15 protein-coding genes are annotated in these 15,413 nt (G+C 68.8%); 6 read left to right on the top strand and 9 right to left on the bottom strand.

Translation table 11 applies throughout. The features are described 5' to 3' along the window. Positions 1 to 935: 935 nt before the first annotated feature. Together ACWBNA_RS23865 and ACWBNA_RS23860 are read left to right on the top strand one after the other, a co-directional pair. Complete coding sequence (locus ACWBNA_RS23865; RefSeq protein ID WP_482706540.1) at positions 936 to 1,448, top strand: hypothetical protein; 513 nt, start codon at positions 936 to 938, stop codon at positions 1,446 to 1,448. A 19-nt stretch (positions 1,449 to 1,467) separates the two neighbouring features. After that, positions 1,468 to 1,863, top strand: coding sequence for a hypothetical protein (locus tag ACWBNA_RS23860; protein WP_482706539.1), 396 nt, complete (start codon positions 1,468 to 1,470; stop codon positions 1,861 to 1,863). Positions 1,864 to 2,182: 319 nt separating this feature from the next. Here the strand turns inward: ACWBNA_RS23860 and ACWBNA_RS23855 are convergent, their stop codons facing one another. The 4 genes from ACWBNA_RS23855 to ACWBNA_RS23840 all read right to left on the bottom strand — a co-directional run bounded on the left by ACWBNA_RS23855 (position 2,183) and on the right by ACWBNA_RS23840 (position 5,260). Then, on the bottom strand, positions 2,183 to 2,410 hold the full coding sequence (locus ACWBNA_RS23855; RefSeq protein WP_482706538.1) for a hypothetical protein: 228 nt from the start codon (positions 2,408 to 2,410) through the stop codon (positions 2,183 to 2,185). Between the two features lie 148 nt (positions 2,411 to 2,558). Continuing rightward, the gene (locus ACWBNA_RS23850; RefSeq protein WP_482706537.1) at positions 2,559 to 3,992 is read right to left on the bottom strand and encodes a flotillin family protein; all 1,434 of its coding nucleotides are present in this window, start codon (positions 3,990 to 3,992) and stop codon (positions 2,559 to 2,561) included. A gap of 81 nt (positions 3,993 to 4,073) precedes the next feature. Continuing rightward, on the bottom strand, positions 4,074 to 4,589 hold the full coding sequence (locus ACWBNA_RS23845; RefSeq protein ID WP_482706536.1) for a hypothetical protein: 516 nt from the start codon (positions 4,587 to 4,589) through the stop codon (positions 4,074 to 4,076). Between the two features lie 395 nt (positions 4,590 to 4,984). Next, positions 4,985 to 5,260, bottom strand: a complete 276-nt coding sequence (locus tag ACWBNA_RS23840; RefSeq protein WP_482706535.1) for a hypothetical protein — start codon at positions 5,258 to 5,260, stop codon at positions 4,985 to 4,987. Positions 5,261 to 5,850: 590 nt separating this feature from the next. On the opposite strand from ACWBNA_RS23840, the gene ACWBNA_RS23835 reads away from it, so the two are divergent. The 3 genes from ACWBNA_RS23835 (at position 5,851) to ACWBNA_RS23825 (ending at position 8,087) form a co-directional block, all read left to right on the top strand. Then, a complete protein-coding gene (locus ACWBNA_RS23835; RefSeq protein WP_482706534.1) occupies positions 5,851 to 6,426 on the top strand; it encodes an SUKH-4 family immunity protein in 576 nt (191 codons plus the stop codon). A gap of 367 nt (positions 6,427 to 6,793) precedes the next feature. Then, a complete protein-coding gene (locus ACWBNA_RS23830; protein ID WP_482706533.1) occupies positions 6,794 to 7,135 on the top strand; it encodes a hypothetical protein in 342 nt (113 codons plus the stop codon). Between the two features lie 235 nt (positions 7,136 to 7,370). Further along, positions 7,371 to 8,087 carry an AAA family ATPase gene (locus ACWBNA_RS23825; protein WP_482706532.1) on the top strand — a complete coding sequence of 239 codons (717 nt, stop codon included), beginning with the start codon at positions 7,371 to 7,373 and terminating at the stop codon, positions 8,085 to 8,087. Between the two features lie 274 nt (positions 8,088 to 8,361). Here ACWBNA_RS23825 and ACWBNA_RS23820 read toward each other — a convergent pair whose 3' ends face one another. Genes ACWBNA_RS23820 through ACWBNA_RS23800 form a run of 5 tightly spaced genes read right to left on the bottom strand, consistent with a single transcriptional unit; the run spans position 8,362 to position 14,200 of the window. Beyond that, positions 8,362 to 9,249 (bottom strand): dioxygenase family protein, encoded by an 888-nt coding sequence (locus ACWBNA_RS23820; RefSeq protein ID WP_482706531.1) that lies wholly within the window; start codon positions 9,247 to 9,249, stop codon positions 8,362 to 8,364. Further along, entirely contained in the window at positions 9,249 to 10,361 is a 1,113-nt protein-coding gene (locus tag ACWBNA_RS23815; RefSeq protein ID WP_482706530.1) for a maleylacetate reductase, read from the bottom strand. The genes ACWBNA_RS23820 and ACWBNA_RS23815 overlap by 1 nt, the downstream gene beginning before the upstream one ends. Next, positions 10,358 to 11,650 carry an MFS transporter gene (locus tag ACWBNA_RS23810; RefSeq protein ID WP_482706529.1) on the bottom strand — a complete coding sequence of 431 codons (1,293 nt, stop codon included), beginning with the start codon at positions 11,648 to 11,650 and terminating at the stop codon, positions 10,358 to 10,360. Before ACWBNA_RS23810 ends, ACWBNA_RS23815 begins: the two co-directional genes overlap by 4 nt. Further along, on the bottom strand, positions 11,647 to 13,197 hold the full coding sequence (locus ACWBNA_RS23805; protein ID WP_482706528.1) for a bifunctional 3-(3-hydroxy-phenyl)propionate/3-hydroxycinnamic acid hydroxylase: 1,551 nt from the start codon (positions 13,195 to 13,197) through the stop codon (positions 11,647 to 11,649). Before ACWBNA_RS23805 ends, ACWBNA_RS23810 begins: the two co-directional genes overlap by 4 nt. A 16-nt stretch (positions 13,198 to 13,213) precedes the next feature. After that, the gene (locus ACWBNA_RS23800; protein WP_482706527.1) at positions 13,214 to 14,200 is read right to left on the bottom strand and encodes an amidohydrolase family protein; all 987 of its coding nucleotides are present in this window, start codon (positions 14,198 to 14,200) and stop codon (positions 13,214 to 13,216) included. 343 nt (positions 14,201 to 14,543) lie between these two features. Here ACWBNA_RS23800 and ACWBNA_RS23795 point away from each other — a divergent pair, with 343 nt between their 5' ends. Beyond that, on the top strand, positions 14,544 to 15,326 hold the full coding sequence (locus ACWBNA_RS23795; RefSeq protein WP_482706526.1) for an IclR family transcriptional regulator: 783 nt from the start codon (positions 14,544 to 14,546) through the stop codon (positions 15,324 to 15,326). The last annotated feature ends 87 nt before the right edge of the window (positions 15,327 to 15,413 follow it).

The following is a 15,413-nucleotide window of genomic DNA, read 5'->3' as shown; positions in this document are numbered from 1 at the left end:
TAGCTTTTCAGCCAATCCTCAGCTAACTTATCCAAGGCTTATTTAGGTGTGCCTTACCTTCTCTCGTGTTCCCTGCAGCTTGGAGTCACCATGCGAGCCGTCCCTCCCACCGCGGTCCTGGCTGCCCCGGCGGCCCTTGCCGATGGCCTGGGCTGTAAGAGCGGCGGCCGCGCCAAGGTCCGACGCCATCGTGGTGACCGCCTCGGAGACCGCGTGCGAGGTGTCGAAGAAGGGGTTCCCGGCCGGTCATGTCCAGCTCGCCGTCGGGGACAACGGCTCCAAGGTCTGCCTCCCCCTTCCCCCTTCCCCGACGGCAGGATCGTGACCGAGCGCGAGAACATCGGGCCCGGCGTCAAGGCGCCGTGTAGGCCATGGACGACGAGGCGGTGCGGCCGCTCACCGGGGTGACGCCCGGTCTGCTGACCGCGGCGCTGCTCGGCTGGCTGCTCTGATGCGGCCCGCTGCGGATCGGCCTCGCGAAGTTCCTCACACACCGTGGCGGTCTGCTGGTGGTCGTCGCCGCGGGCGTGCTGGCGTACGGCATTCACGATCTGCAAGAGGCGCGCTTCCTGTCGGGCCCGGGCCCGGGTACCGAGGCGTCAGGGCCACGATCCGCCCGACTCCTGCTACGCCACCCTGCTGAACGGGACTGTTAACTTCCAGCCGGACTCGACGGTGCTCCAGGCCGTGGTGCGGCTGGTCTACCTGGTCTCCGGTCAACTCCCGCGGTGACGCCCGCCACCCGAGCCGCCCGACAGCCCGAGCCGAGTCCACCGCCAAACCGCGGCCCGACTTCCCGACCCCGGTTCCGAACGCGATCTCTCGCGGCGAAGCTCACCCCCCACGCCACGTCCCTCCCCGGGGCCACGGAGCGTGCTCCGCCCTGCCCTTCCCCGCGCCGTACAGCGCCCATCACCGGAGGAAACCCTGCTGTGTTGACCTCAGGTCAATTCTTCTTCATGCTGCACCTCACACTCGGCGTGCTGTTCCTCCACGCCTACGCGGGAGGCATGGCTACCCTTCTGCGGACGTCGCCGACCCCTCTGCAGCGGACGGTACGCACCTGGAGCACGGCCGGTCTCGCGGTCGTGGCCTGGGCGACGGTCATCAGCGGCACCTGGCTGGTCTACCCCGGCTACCGGGCCAAGCCGGAGCCGGGAGCAGATCTCGTCGACTACCCCAAGGCGTCGCTGGTGGCCGATCCCGCAACCGAGATCTGGCACCACTTCGGCATGGAATGGAAGGAACACGCAGGCTGGATCGTGCCGTTCATCGCCACCGCCGTCGCCTACCTGGCCATCCGGCACCGTGACCTCCTGGAGAAGGACAAGCGGGTGCGGCGGGTCACGACCGTGCTGTTCACGCTCGCGTTCCTGATCTCCGTTGTAGCCGCGGGACTCGGCTCCATCATCAACGCCGTCGCTCCCAACCAGTTCCTCGGCCACTGAGCCACCGAAAGGCATCGCCATGTCAACTCTGGAGAACGAAGCAACCCTTGCCGCCCAGCCGGCCGAGGAGGCACAGCAACCCGCGTCCGACGCTGACGGTGCTGTCCCCGGTTCCGTAGCGGCGGCGCTCCTTGCCTGCGGTGTCGCCAGCACCGTGCTGGGCGCCGCCGTGGTGGCCTCGGACGCCAACCTGGCCGTCAAGGAGTGGTTCACCCTGCACGAAGGCGTCGGGCCGCTCGCCGGAAAGACCACGCTCGCGACCGCGGCCTATCTCCTCAGCTGGCTCGTCCTTCACGTGGCACTGCGCCGCCGCACGGTGCGCCTGCGTACGACGGTGATTGCCACGGCGGCACTGGTCACCGCCGGCCTGCTGTTCACGTTCCCGCCGATCTACCAGATATGGGCGATTGAGTAGCGGCTCCCGACACCGCTCTCCGCACCGCCGCCCGCAGCGGTGCGGAGAGCGTGTGCCCAACCGTTTCGTGTTCGACCCCCAGGTCACGAGCGCGCACGGCGGGCTTCTCTTTCACTGGAAGCCTTCCTGTAGCCCAGGGTCGTACGTCGTCGGAGTGCGGCCAGGACATCGGCGCGGAACACATGTGGCGCGGCCATGTGCTCCAGTCGGGCGGCGGGGATGTCGGCTGATGTTCATCCGGAGCTCGTGAGTGACGCGTCCTGGTCACCGGTGAGAGCCATGTGGAGGGTTCGCCGAACCAAGCTGAAATCGCCGGGAGTTAGTTGTTGGCGCGGTAGAGCTTGATGTTCTTGTTCACGAAGAGGTGCACGCACCCGCAGTGCCGGCAGATGAGACCCCTGGCTGTCTCGTCCGCCCACGCCAGTTTGAAGAACTCCAGGCCGACGCTGTTGAGCATCACGTCCCGCTCCCGGAACAGATCACCGCGGCAGACCTGACAGGTTATCCGGGCATCCCCGATCGCCGCCCGAACTCGCTTGCGCGCCATGGCAGTTCTCCTCGCCCGTGTGGCGATCGGCATCCGGAGGGAGACCCGGGCCTGTGCCGGCCCCGAATGGCGCCGGGCGCCGTTGGCCAGTGTGCGCCCGGGCGGTTGCGAGGACCGTCCGGGCGCGGTGCGCCGTTGGGCGCCGACGTCAGCCGGTGACCTGGATCTTTCCGTTGGCCTCGGCGGGCGCCGTGGTCGCGGCCTGCGTCCCGCCGGCCCTTTGGGTCATGCCCTTCAGCAGTTCGGCGAGGTCGACTCCGGTGGTGGAGCTGAGAAGTTCCATCCCCTGGGCGACGTTGTCGGCGACCGTCCGGGAGAGCTGGGAGGCGCCGTCGGTGGAGATGACCGTCATCTTGTCGATGGCGCTGAGCGGCTCGGACGCCTTGGCGACGACCTGGGGCAGGACCTCGACGAGCATCTGCAGCACGGCCGCGTCGCCGTACTGGGCGAACGCATCCGCCTTCTTCTGCATGGCCTCGGCCTCGGCGGCACCCTTCGCGCCGATCGCGGCGGCCTCGGCCTCGCCCTCGATACGGACGGCGTCGGCGAGTGCCGCACGGTGAGCCTTCTCGCCCTCACCGGTCAGCCGGGAGCGCTGGGCGTCGGCTTCGGCCTGCTTGACCAGGGCGATGCGGCGGGCCTCGGCTTCCTGCTCGGCCTGGTAGCGGGCGGCGTCGGCGGGCTTGCGGACCTTGGTGTCCAGTTCGCGGTCGGTCAGTGCGGCCTGCCGTTCGGCGACCTTCTCCTGCTCGGCGAGGACCTCCTGGCGGCGGGCGGCCTCGGCCAGCGGCCCGGCGGCAGCGGCCCGGGCGGCGGCCTCGTCCGTCTCGGCCTTGATCTCGGCCTGCTTGAGGGCGAAGGTCCGCTGCGCGATCGCGATCTCCTCCTCGGCCTTCAGCCGGGCCTGCTCGGCGGCTCGCCGGGCGACGGCCTCGGCGATGTCGGCCTCCTGCTTGGCTCGGGCGGCCTCCGGGCGGCCGAGGTCCTCCAGGTAGGAGCCCTCGGTGCTGATGTCCTGGATCTGGAAGGCGTCCAGGACCAGGCCCTGCCCGGACAGGCTGGCCTCCGCCTCCTCGGCCACCTGACCTGCGAACGCCGCCCGGTCGCGGATGATGTCCTCCACCGACATCCGGCCGACGATGGCGCGCAGCGCGCCGGAGAGCACTTCCTGGGTGAAGCCGACGATGCCGTCCTGCTGCATCAAGAACCGCTGGGCCGCGGCGCGGATGGAGTCCTCGCTGCCACCGACCTTGACGATGGCGACGCCTTCCAGGTGTGCCTTGACCCCGCGCAGGGTGACCGCACCGCGCACCGCGACAGGGATGTGCCGTGAGGAGAGGTCGAGGGTGAACTTCTGCTGTACGAACGGCACGACGAACACGCCGCCGCCGACTACGACCTTCTGCCCGCTGTTGTCGGTGAAGATCCGGCCGGTCTCCGGATCGGTGGCCTTCTTGCCGCGCCGCCCGGTGACGATGAACGCCTCACTGGGACCGGCCACCTTGTATCGGGTGACCACGACCAGAGCCAGCAGGACCAGGAGTACGACGACTCCCACGACCGCGACGAGGACAGGACTCATGACAACGCCCCTCTTTGAAACCCAGCCCCCCGTGTGCGGGGCGGAACGAAACAACAACAACAACGACCAACGGACGAAGACTCAGCGGTCGACCGGGCGTACCGCCAGGGAGGTGGCCGACAGAGCTTGTTCGACCCACACCTCGGTACCGCGCTCGACGGGGCCGGCGCTTTTCGCCGCGTACTTCACCGGCTGGCCCGCCAGGTACACCAGCACCTCGCCGTAGCCGTCGGCCGGGATCGGCGTGACCACGGAGCCGGAAGTGCCCACCAGGTCCGTACCGCGCGGGCTTGTGCAGGGCTCGTCCCGCATCAGAGCCCGGCTGAGACGCCAGGTCAGCCAGCCCGCCCCCACTCCCGCGCCCGCCCCCACCACGACCGCGCCGCCGGCCCCAAGACCCGTCGTGCCCAGCACGATCGCCCCACTGAAGCCGAGCATCGAGACGAACCCGGCGATCACCGGAAGCGACAGCAGCCCGTCGAACAGCCCCTCAAGTGCACCGACACCGCCGAAGAGCCCTTCAAGGACACCGTCGAAGACGAGCGCGAGCACCAGCAGGACGAGACCTGCGATGCCGAGACCCAGAAACACAGTCACGGAACTTCACCTCCCCGCCGTCGTTCGCCCCACGCCACGGAGAGGGTCTCACGCAGCAACCACGGCGGTCATTGCCGAGTTCCGGCAGCCTTTACGCGCCTTTTACTGCCTGCCCGGTGCGTCTGAGGACTCGCGTCCCGAGCAGCGGCCGACGAGCCAGGAGCGTGGCCAGGCCGTCGACGGGCCGCCGGGGGCTCGTCTCGCACGGGCCTTGAGGCGCAATAGGTGTCCGGATGGGGCTCGCGCACACTCGGATCCGGCGTCATCGGCCCGGCCAACCGTCTTCCGCCGCGCCTCATAACCGATCTGGTCCCGTGGTGTGGAGGTGAGGCGTGTGTTGCCTGACCTGCCAGAGTGGCCGGTTGTCAGCCGCACCGGCGGCCGCGGCGGGACACCTATTCAAACCAGTGAGTGTCCGGCCATTCCGGCATCCAGTCTGTAGCGTGACGCCCGGTGAAGACGCCCGCCAGCCAGTCAGTCAGGGTTTCATCGGACTCGTACCAGTCATGCCAGTTCCTGCGGAACGCGGAAACTGTCCACCTCCCGTCCTCGCGGTCTACGAGGAAGAAACTGTCGCCCTCGATGGAATGTCCCCAATGGAGCATGCCTCCAGCATCAGGCAGGACAGCGTTGGGGATGGTGGAGTGACCGTCTCGAACGAAATCGCTCATCCAGATCCCCTTATCAAGCATGAACCTGGGACCGTAGACCGCAATAAACCCAGAGATCAACCGATCCCCATAAAGTGAACAAAACTCCTTCGCCTCTTTCGGTAGCTCGACCCCAAGAGCGTGCTCTACGGCCTCAAAGCTCCCTCCTCCCCCTCCTGAGGGCGCCCCTAGCACATTCCGCAACCGGTCCATCGACGACACTCGGACCTCCAACTAAGGCGTCACCAACACTTGTCCGCGGCTAAAGCGGTTACTCGCTATCTGATACTTGAGGACGAAATCGCTCCGTCGGGTACCCACTGCTCAAAGCCGGGCAGCAGGACGGGCTCCAACTCTGTACGCCGAACGCAAGCCCTGCCGGAAGCAGCCGTTGTAGTGCGACCAATGGACAGCCGAGTACTTCGGGACGATATGCCCCATCACCCGCTCACAAGCTACGACCAGTCAAGCAGCAGCTCGGTGAATCTGGCTACAAGGACCGCAGACGCGTCGACCAAGAGGCATTGACTACCGTGAAGGCCTGAAGAGCTGGTATGCGACGCGCACCTCGCTCACGCCGTACCAGGGTGAAAGAAACACGGCAGGAACAGATGATCTTCGAACTGTCTCACGACGACCTTGCTCAGACCTTCGGCGCCGAGCACGTTCGGCAGGTCCCATTTCCAGCAGCCCAGGCTGCCGGATTCACCGGCGAAGCCCTTGCACTCCTTGCGGGCATCGGGCTTCCGGAGAACGAGTTCATCTCCTTCCCGAACCTTGACGAAGTAGACGCCGGCTTCAGGCAGGTCCTCCTTGGAGAGCTGGCAGCCACATGGCACTTGCCTCCCTCAGCCGCCAACTGGGTCTTCCTAGGCAACTTCGAGATCAGCGTCGTCGTGATCGACACCCGGACCGGAGAAGTGCACCAGCTGGCCGAGGACATCATGCGTCCTATTCCGCTGCACGCGGACCTCTCGTCGCTGCTGTACACGATCACCGAGCTGACCAAGATCGTCGGAGGCCTGCCCGAGAACTACGAGGACGATGACAACTTCCTCGAAGACCTGGAGGGAACGGTGGACGGACTCAAGAACGACATCAGTCTGCGCGACGCCCACCCTTTCGGAAGCGAGTGCAGCGAATGGATTGAGATCGTCACCGGTATCGGCGCTGGAACATGGGGGTAGTTCGCCCACTCAGTAACGATTTCTTGAGACTGCCCACGCATGGCACGCTCCATCCTGACGAGTTGCACAGTTCTCATGGCTGGACGTCGTCGGGCCTTCGTGATGCGGGCTTCAGCCGCTGACGGCTGCTGCTCGCGGCTGAACGATGGCAGTCCGCAACGCCCTTCACGGCGCGGCAGAGGGAGAAATCGCTGGCAGGACGGATGGATCTAGGCGCGGAGAGTGGGTAGATGCCCCGTCTCCCATCCCGAAGAGGAAGGCCAGCACAATCACACACGTGGCCGTTGCGCCAAGAGCCATGGCCAAGTCACCCTTGGTGCCCGCCCCCGCGTGAGCAGTGCTGCTGCGGCGGTAGAGGACGTAGCCGATGGTGATGCTGATGAGCACGACAAGCGCGTTCTCGGTTGTGACCGAGCGCTGCGGGACGGCAGGCGGATGCCTCGAAGGCCAGGGCTGGATCCGGCCCCACGACGTTAAGGTGCTGATTCACGAAGCGAGGAGAGCTGGCGTGCCCAACAGGCCACGGCTGGAGGAAGCCCTCGCCTTCCTGCGTGGCGAGCTGGCGGCCAGGCCATCGACGACGACCAAGTCGGCCACTCGGGCCGCATGGTTGGCCTTCGTGCGATTCGGGCGGCAGCGCTTTGACACAGCACTCGCACCCGACTCCGACGGCTGCTCTTCCCATAGGCGCCGGACGGCCGACGCCTGATCATGGCTTACCCGGGCCTGACCCTTCAGGATGGGCCCGTGCCGAAGAACCCGCCCGAGTCCATGCAGCACCACCTGCGCCGACGTGTGGTTGTCCATGCCGAGGAGCGCTGGCGCCGGCTCACCGGCGTCCAAGTACGCTTGCGTTCCCAATGTGCCGATGGGGCGGGCGAGTTGCGGGACGAGGAGCAACCGGTGAGGCTGTGTCGTCTGTGCTTCACGGGCGTTCTGGACACATGGTGCTTCGCGTTCTACTCGCCGGGAGTGGCAGGCACGAGGACAACATCCTGGCCGCCGGACTTCCCTTCGACCTACCCGAACAGGCCCTCGACGGCCCATGTGGCTTCTGTCTCGGCCGGTCCCGCATGGTGAGCGATGTTCCCGCGCCTGACGGCGACCGGTTGATCCGGGTGTCGGTGGGACTGGTCATCCTTGTCGGGCCACCGGCCTCGGGCAAGACCAGCTTCGTTCGGGCACTGATCAAGTGGGGGCAGATCGATGCCGAGGCCGTGGTGTCGAGCGACGAGATCCGCGCGGAGCTTTTCGGTGTCCCGCCCGCCGAAGCGGACTCCGACGTGGTGGACGCACGTGTCTTCGAGGAACGCGACCGCAGGATTGTCGCCAGGCTCGCTGCCGGACGAACCGCGGTCGCCGAATCGACGAATGTCACCCCGCAGGCACGCGCACGACTCCTCACCCTCGCCAGGCGCTTCGACGCCCCGGTGACCATGCTGAGATTCGCCCCCGACATCACCGGCCTCCTGCAACAGCACGGCGAGCGGGGACGCCCGGATGTCACTGCCGCGGATGTCCGCGCCTACGCCGCGGCCATGAGCCGGGATGCCGGCACCGGCCAACTGCGCTCGGAAGGCGCGGTAGCCGTCCACGACGTCCCCGGACGCCGAGAGGGCGTCACACCTGACGAGGCCGCCGGTGGGTTTTCCTTCCGCTGACTCTGAGGCACCGAAGGTATTCGCTCTCGGTCTGGTCCCTCCTTCACGAACTTGTGCTGAGCGGCACTGCCAGGGCCGTGTGGCACTGTTTCGCCATGTGCATCGGCATGCGGAGATACGACACTCGGTGTCCGGCGGTCTGGGAGGGCGACCGCCCGCCCGGCGACCGTGCTGCTGAGCGGACGCCGTCGGACTTCCTGAAGGCCTATCTACAGTCGCGGACGATGGCACATTGATCTTTGGTTTGGGGCTGTCCCTGGGTCTCTGACAGGCCCTACTTCCTTCTGAGGACGATGTCGAAGCTTGCCGACGTCCACGACCCTTCCCACCGGCGGCTGTCCGGAGTCGGCGTTCCCGCCAAGTGGCGGTCGAAGGGGCGGATGAGGGACTCCTTCACGCCGAACACCGAGTCGCTGTCCAGACCGGGATCGCCCGCGACGAAGATGTGCGTGATGAGCGGGTGGAAGCCGGGTGCCGTCACCTTGAAGTGGAGGTGCGAGGCCCGCATCGGTGAGCGGCCGGCGTGCTGGAGGAGCAGGCCGACGGGGCCGTCGTCGGGGATCGGGTACGGCGTGGGCGTGAGCGCCCAGAACCGGTAGCCGCCCTCGGAGTCGGCGAACAGGTGCGCACGTCCGGCAAGGGCACCGTTGTCGTACTGGACGTCGTACATGCCTTCGTCGTCGGCCTCCCACACCTCGATGCGGGCCCCGGGAACCGGTTTGCCGTCCGTGTCCGTGACCGTGCCGTCGACCCACGACGGCTCACCCTTCGCGCCGCCCGCGATGTCGCCGCCGAGTTCGATCTCGGGGGAGTCCTGGACGAAGAAGGGGCCGAGGACCGTGGACTCCGTGGATTCGCCGAGGCCCGGTTCGTTCACCGCGACGGTGAGCATGGAGATGCCGAGGACATCGGACAGGAGGACGAACTCCTGGCGGGTGTCGGTCGTGATGTGACCGGACGCGGTCAGGAACTCGATCGCCGCACCCCATTCGGCTTCGGTGAGCCGGGTCTCGCGCACGAACGCGTGGGCGTGCCGCACGAGCGCCTGCATGACCTCGCGGAACCGTTCGTCCTTCGCGGTGTCGAAGCTCGCGACGACCTGGTCGGTGAGTTCTTGTTCAGTCGCATGAGGTATTTCAGGTATCTCGGGTGTCTCGGTCATCAGCCTTGCTCTTTCGTACTGAGGGAGGTGACCGGCACCTGCACCGGGATGTCGCCCCGATACGCGCGGTCCAGCAGCTCGCGCGTCTCGTCGCGGGTGACCCGGCGCGGGTTGGAGTCCGGCACTTGGGCCATGACCAGGTCGGCGGCCCGTTCGAGTTCCTCCTCGGCGAGTCCCAGCTCGCGCAGCGAGGACGGGGGGTCGAGCTGTGCGTAGAGGGCGAGCAACGCGCCGAAGGGGTCGGTGCGTTCGTCGAGCGCCGCTGCGAGGTAGCGGGCAGCTTGGGGTGCCGCGGGGAGGTTGAGGCCGACGGCATGCGGCAGCATCACCGAGTGGAGGGCGGCGTGTTCGAGGTCATACGCGCCGCCGAGGACGTGACACACCTTGTGGTGAAGCCCGGAACCGGCTCCCGCGAAAGCGACCGCGCCGAGATAGGTGCCGAAGAGGATCTCGCGGCGGGCCGCGACGTCCTGGCCGTCGGCGACGATGCGCGGCAGTGCGGATGCCAGCGAGCGGACGCCCTCGACGGCCAGCGCGGAGCTGATCGGATTGTGCCGGGGCGCCCACCACGCGTCGACGCAGTGGGCGAGGGCGTTGAGGCCGGACGTCACCGACAGCCTCGGCGGCAGCGACAACATGAGTGTGGCGTCGTACACGACGACCCGGGGCAGCACCTTCGGGTCGACGCCGGTGCGCTTGTGGCCGTCCTCGGTGAGGCCCCAGACGGGGGTGGCCTCGGAGCCGGCGTATGTCGTGGGGACGGCGAGGATCGGCAGCCCGGTGGTGAGCGCCGCCGCCTTGGCGGTGCCCGTCGTCGACCCTCCGCCGACGCTCAGCAGCAGGTCGGCCGCGTGCTCGTGGGCCGCGGCCCGCACGGCCCGCGCCACCTCGGCCGGCACGTGCGGCCGGACGCCGCCGAAGACCGCGGCGACCGGGATGTCCTTGCAGATGTCCTCGGCCAGGGCCCGCTCCCCGTCGGCCGCGATCACCAGGACCCGGCTGGCGCCGAGCCCCGCGACCGCGGCCGCCACGTCCTCGCGTACCGTGCCCGAGCCGAAGACGACCCGCTGGCCCCAGGACTCGTAGACGACCGGCGAAGCGGTGAGGGTCATGCCTTGACCTCTCGCGCCCGGGGCACGGCACCCGCCGCGAACGCCCCGACGAGCGCGGGGACGGCGAAGGCGTAGAAGGCCCACTTGACGTCGGCGCCCGAGGTGAGGACGAACGCGCCCAGGGACGGGCCGGCGATCGCGCCGAAGCGGCCGATGGACAGGGCCCAGGCGAGGCCGTTGCCGCGCACGGCGTCCGGGTACCTGGTCACGATGAACGCGTTGCCGAGGATCTGCGAACCGATGAACCCGAACCCGCTGATGAACATGAGCACGAACATGACGGGCGTCGGCGGGCGGGTGCTCATCGCGATCAGGCTCACCGTGCCGATCAGGAACGCGACGACCACCACACGCTTGGCGCCGAGCGCGTCGGCGACCCGGCCGCCGACGATGGCACCGACACCGACGCCCAGCCACATCGCCGCCGTCTGCAGCAGTGCCGAGCCGAGGGAGAAGCCGGCGGCCTGCATGATGCTGGGCAGCCAGGTGCTGATGCCGAAGACGAGCAGGAGTCCGCAGAAGGACATGGCCCAGAAGAGCAGGGTCGAGACCGCGAGGCCGCCCGTGAGCAGCGATCCGAGGCCGAGCATGCGGCCCGGGTCCGAGGTCGGCGCGGCGTCCGCCGGGGCGAGGCCGTGCTGCTCCTCCACCGCTCTCGCCTCGGTGGTGCGGCCCGTGCGGTTGAGGTGGAACGGGCTCTCCGGGAGCCGGAGCACGAGCGGTATGGCCAGGAACACGGGGAGCACGCCGATCACGTACAGCCAGCGGTACGACACGTCGGGGAGCAGGGCGGTGCCGAGCAGCGGGGAGAGCAGGGCGCCGGCCGCGTAGCCGCTCATGATCAGGGCCACGTTGCGGCTGCGGCGGCCCGGCTCGCTGAGGTCGGCGACGTAGGCGTTGATCGTCGGCAGTACGACGCCGAGGCCGAGGCCGACGATCAGGCGTCCGGCCCCGAAGGACGGGACGCCACCGGCGAACGTGCAGACCGCCATGCCGAGCGAGAACACGGTGGTGCCGACGAGCAGGAGCCGGCGGGGGCCGGTGCGGTGGAGCAGGGCTCCGGCCAGGGCGGCGCCGACCAGCATCCCGATGCCGACGAGGGAGCCGATGGTGCCGGCCTCGGCCTTGTCGATGCCGAGCGAGGGGTCGCCGAGGATCGCGGGGACGCTGACGCCGTACACGGCGAGGTCGTAGCCCTCCAGGGACGCCACCACCCAGGCGGCGATCAGCATGAACGTGCTCGCGGACACTCCGCGGACCTGCGGACGGACGGCGGACTGTGTCGTCATGGCCGGATCCCTTCTCCAGCTGTGGCAGGAGCCTGTGCCGGCTCGACTGCAGAGGCGAGTGTGGTCACAAGTGCCGGGACGTCCGAGATGACGCCCGCGGTGCCGAGGATGTAGAAGTCGGGCCGCCACAGCACGGCTGCGCGGCCGGTCTCGTCGAACCAGCGTCCGTAGACGCCGCCGACGTCGGTGATCCCCTCCGTGGTGAGGCGGCGGTCGGTGACGTGGTGGACGGCCACGCCGAGACGGGCGGCCGCTTCCGTGGTCGTGGCGTCCAGCGAGGTACCGGCCCGGCCGTCCACGAGGAGCACGAATCCGCGTCCGACGACCTCGTCGAAGAGCCCTTCGGCGCCGTGCGACTCCACCCGGCCCTGCGGCATCAGGTGCCCGGCTTGCGGGGACTCGTCGCGCAGGCCGGGGCCGAGGCCCGGGAAGCGCATCTTCTCGGGGCGCCCGTCGGCCTCGCGCAGTGCGATCAGGCGGGCGTCCCGCTCGGCGGCGGCCACCGGATCGCGCATGGTCTGAACCCGGCCCAGCTCGATGCCCTTGGCGATGATGGCCCGCACATGCGGCTCGCGTTCGCTCTGGTAGGTGTCCAGGAGTGCGTCGTCGGCGCCGCGTAGTACGGCGTCGAGCTTGAAGGCGATGTTCTGGGCGTCGCGGATGCCCGAGCACATGCCCTGTCCGAGGAACGGCGGCATCTGATGGGCCGCGTCCCCGGCGAGCAGGACCCGGCCGCTGCGCCAGCGCTCCGCGACGAGCGAGCGGAACGTGTACGTGGCGACGCGGACGAGTTCGGCCTGCGAGCGGCCGACGTGGTCGGCGACCCGTGTCCACACCCGGTCGGGCTCCCGCTCGACGGGGAAGGAGTCCGCCGAGTCGAGCATGAAGCTGAACCGGTGGTGCCGGGGGCCCAGGGAGATGATCGACACCGGCTGCTTCGGGTCGCATACCTGACGGGCCTTGGGAATGTCCGTGGGGCCGGTCAGGCGGAAGTCGCAGACCATCCACGGCTCGGAGAACCCGTAGTCGTCCTGCCCGGTGCCGAGCCAGGTGCGGGTGAAGCTGTTGCCGCCGTCGCAGGCGACGACGTACCGGGCCGAGACGGCCGTGTCGCTTCCCTCGACCTGGATGTCCACGCCGTGGTGCGTGTTTCGCAGGCCGTCGACTCGGGAGTCCATGCGGATCTCGACGTTCTCGAGGCCGCGGACCAGGCTGTCGAGGGTGTCCTCCAGGTAGGGCTGGTACATCATGTACCACTCCGCCCAGCCCTGGCCGCCGACGGCGGCGAAGTCGTGCTCGATGAGGAGCTCGCCCGCGCCGTTGCGCCACTCGTAGTTCCGCTGGACGTGCAGGGTGGGCAGCAGATCGCGGGAGATGCCGAGGCGGTCGAAGGTCCGCATCGTCTCGTCGTCGAAGATGGCGGCGCGCGGAAGGTTGTAGAGGGTCGGGTAGCGCTCCAGCACGACCACGTCGTGGCCTGCCTGACCGAGCAGCGCCGCGGTGGCCATGCCGACGGGCCCGTACCCGATGACGGCGACGTCGTACACGTGCGTTCCCCTCCGCTCAGACACCCGCGAGCGCGGGCGTGGTGGTGAGGCCGAGGAGCTTCTCGGCGTTCTGGTGGCCGATCTTGAGCCGGTCGGCGTCGCTGATCGGGGCGTTCCGCAGGAACGTCGTGGCCGTCTCGATGTCCTCGAAGGGGTAGTCGGTGCCGAAGAGTATGTGGTCGGCGCCCATCGAGAGCAGGGCGGTGAGCAGCGGGGCGGGGGAGCAGACGCCGCTGGTGGTGATGTAGAGGTTGTGCCGGATGTACTCCGAGGGGCGCCCCCGCTTGAGCTCGATGCCGTGGTGCGCGTGGAACTCCCAGCGGGAGTCCATGCGCCACATCACGTACGGCAGCCCTTCTCCCATGTGGCCGAGGAGCAGCTTGGCGTTCGGGAAGTCGTCGAAGACCCCGCCGAAGATGAGGCGCAGGGCGTGGGTGGCGGTGTCGATTCCCCAGCTCCACATCGGTCCGACGAGTTCGGGGTGGCCGGAGAGCACGTGGGCGGTGTCGACGCCGTTGGCCGGGTGCAGATAGAGCGGTACGTCGAGGTGCTCGGCGCGCTCCCAGACGACGCGCAGGGCGGGGTCGTCCAGGTACCTGCCGTGGGTGTGCGCGTTGACGAGGGCGCCGCGCAGACCGAGCTGGGTGACCGCGCGTTCCAGTTCGTCGGCGGCGGCCTCGGGGTCCTGTAGGGGCAGGGCCGCGAAGCCGGAGAAGCGGTCGGGGTGCTCGGCGATGACGCCGGTGAGGAAGTCGTTGACGGTGATCGCCTGGCGTACGGCGGCCTGCGGGTCCATCTCCGCCTGGAGGCCGGGGGAGTTGAGTGAGAGCACCTGCATGTCCAGGCCGGCGGCGTCCATGCCGTCGAGGCGTTCCTCGGTGAGGTCGAGGAGCCGCCGGGAGGCCTCGGCCCACGCATGGGGCTGGGCGATGGAGGCGGTGGAGGTGCCGTGGCCCACCAGGTCGGGGGTCACGAAGTGTTCTTCGAGGCCGATCAGCTTCATTGCGGAGTTCTCCTCGGGGATCTCGTACGCGGGATCTCGTACGCGGGCTTCGTTCTGCGTTCCAGGTCCCGTATGCAGGCGGGGTACGGCGGCGCCCGGCTCGGTGTGAGGGGCCGGGGCGGATGTGATGCGCGGGTGTGTGCGCCGAAGCGGGAGTGGCTCCGGGCGGCTGCGAAACGGGCCGCCGGTGTGCCGGGGGCAGTCGGGGAAGGGCGACCCCGTCACCGCTCCCGCAGTTCACCAGAACGTAACGCGTTCCGCAATAGTGAATGTAAGATCTGTTGTATCGGCCGCCTCGATAGGCTGACCGCGTTCTTGCACCGGCAGGGGAGAAGGCTGCGCAGTGACCACGACTGACCCCAGGGAGAACGGGGAGCGGCAGGGCATCCAGTCCGTCGAGATGGCGATGAAAGTCCTGTTGGCGCTGGAGAGCGGCGGCGGCGCGCTGAGCCTGTCGGCGATCGCGCAGGCGAGCGGTATGCAGCCCAGCAAGGTGCACCGCTACCTCGTCAGCCTCGGCCGCATCGGTCTGACCTCACAGGATCCCGCCTCGGGCCTGTACGACTTCGGGGCCGCGATGCGCCGTATGGGCGCCGAGTCGCTGCGCCGCACCAACGAGGTGGCGGTGGTGAGCGGCCACGCGGTACAGCTCCGCGACCGCACGGGCCACTCCGTGAACCTCGCGGTCTGGGGCGACCGTGGCCCCATCGTGGTGAGCTGGGCGTACGGCACCCGCCCGCTGCCCCTGACGGTGCGCGTCGGCGCCACGCTTCCCCTGCTCACATCCTCCGTGGGCCAGGTCTTCCTGGCCCACCTGCCCGAGAGCCTCACGGACGAGGTGCTGGGCGGAGAGCTGCGCGGCAGGGAGGAGGAGTGGACGAGCGAGCGCCTCGCCGCCACCCGGGCGCAGATTCGCGATGACGGACACGTCGTGACGCACAGCGGCGTGATCCCGGGCATCATCTCGGTTGCCGCGCCCGTCTTCGCGGCAGGCGACCCGCTGCCGCTCGCTGTCTCCGTCGTCCTGCCCGAGAGCCTGGGCACACCGGACCACCTCGCCGAGGTGACCCGCGAGCTGCGCGACACCGTGGCCGCGGCCTCGCACGAGCTGGGGCACCTGGCCTAGAGCCCCAGGGGCCAGTCCGGCGGATCATGCCGGAGACGCGGGGCATTCCACGTCCACCTGCGGCGTTGTCGTCGGTTGCCGACTCCG

It is taken from the genome of Streptomyces sp. Q2, from assembly GCF_056820935.1.
The sequence above is the reverse complement of the archived record's forward strand: the minus strand, read 5'-3'. Positions and strand labels throughout refer to the sequence as shown.

Bases quoted from the DNA above. Each gene is read 5' to 3' on its own strand.
- ACWBNA_RS23860 (WP_482706539.1), top strand. From the start codon at position 1,468: ATGTCAACTCTGGAGAACGAAGCAACCCTTGCCGCCCAGCCGGCCGAG.
- ACWBNA_RS23855 (WP_482706538.1), bottom strand. From the start codon at position 2,410: ATGGCGCGCAAGCGAGTTCGGGCGGCGATCGGGGATGCCCGGATAACC.
- ACWBNA_RS23850 (WP_482706537.1), bottom strand. From the start codon at position 3,992: ATGAGTCCTGTCCTCGTCGCGGTCGTGGGAGTCGTCGTACTCCTGGTC.
- ACWBNA_RS23840 (WP_482706535.1), bottom strand. From the start codon at position 5,260: ATGAGCGATTTCGTTCGAGACGGTCACTCCACCATCCCCAACGCTGTC.
- ACWBNA_RS23835 (WP_482706534.1), top strand. From the start codon at position 5,851: ATGATCTTCGAACTGTCTCACGACGACCTTGCTCAGACCTTCGGCGCC.
- ACWBNA_RS23830 (WP_482706533.1), top strand. From the start codon at position 6,794: ATGGTGATGCTGATGAGCACGACAAGCGCGTTCTCGGTTGTGACCGAG.
- ACWBNA_RS23825 (WP_482706532.1), top strand. From the start codon at position 7,371: ATGGTGCTTCGCGTTCTACTCGCCGGGAGTGGCAGGCACGAGGACAAC.
- ACWBNA_RS23820 (WP_482706531.1), bottom strand. From the start codon at position 9,249: ATGACCGAGACACCCGAGATACCTGAAATACCTCATGCGACTGAACAA.
- ACWBNA_RS23815 (WP_482706530.1), bottom strand. From the start codon at position 10,361: ATGACCCTCACCGCTTCGCCGGTCGTCTACGAGTCCTGGGGCCAGCGG.
- ACWBNA_RS23810 (WP_482706529.1), bottom strand. From the start codon at position 11,650: ATGACGACACAGTCCGCCGTCCGTCCGCAGGTCCGCGGAGTGTCCGCG.
- ACWBNA_RS23800 (WP_482706527.1), bottom strand. From the start codon at position 14,200: ATGAAGCTGATCGGCCTCGAAGAACACTTCGTGACCCCCGACCTGGTG.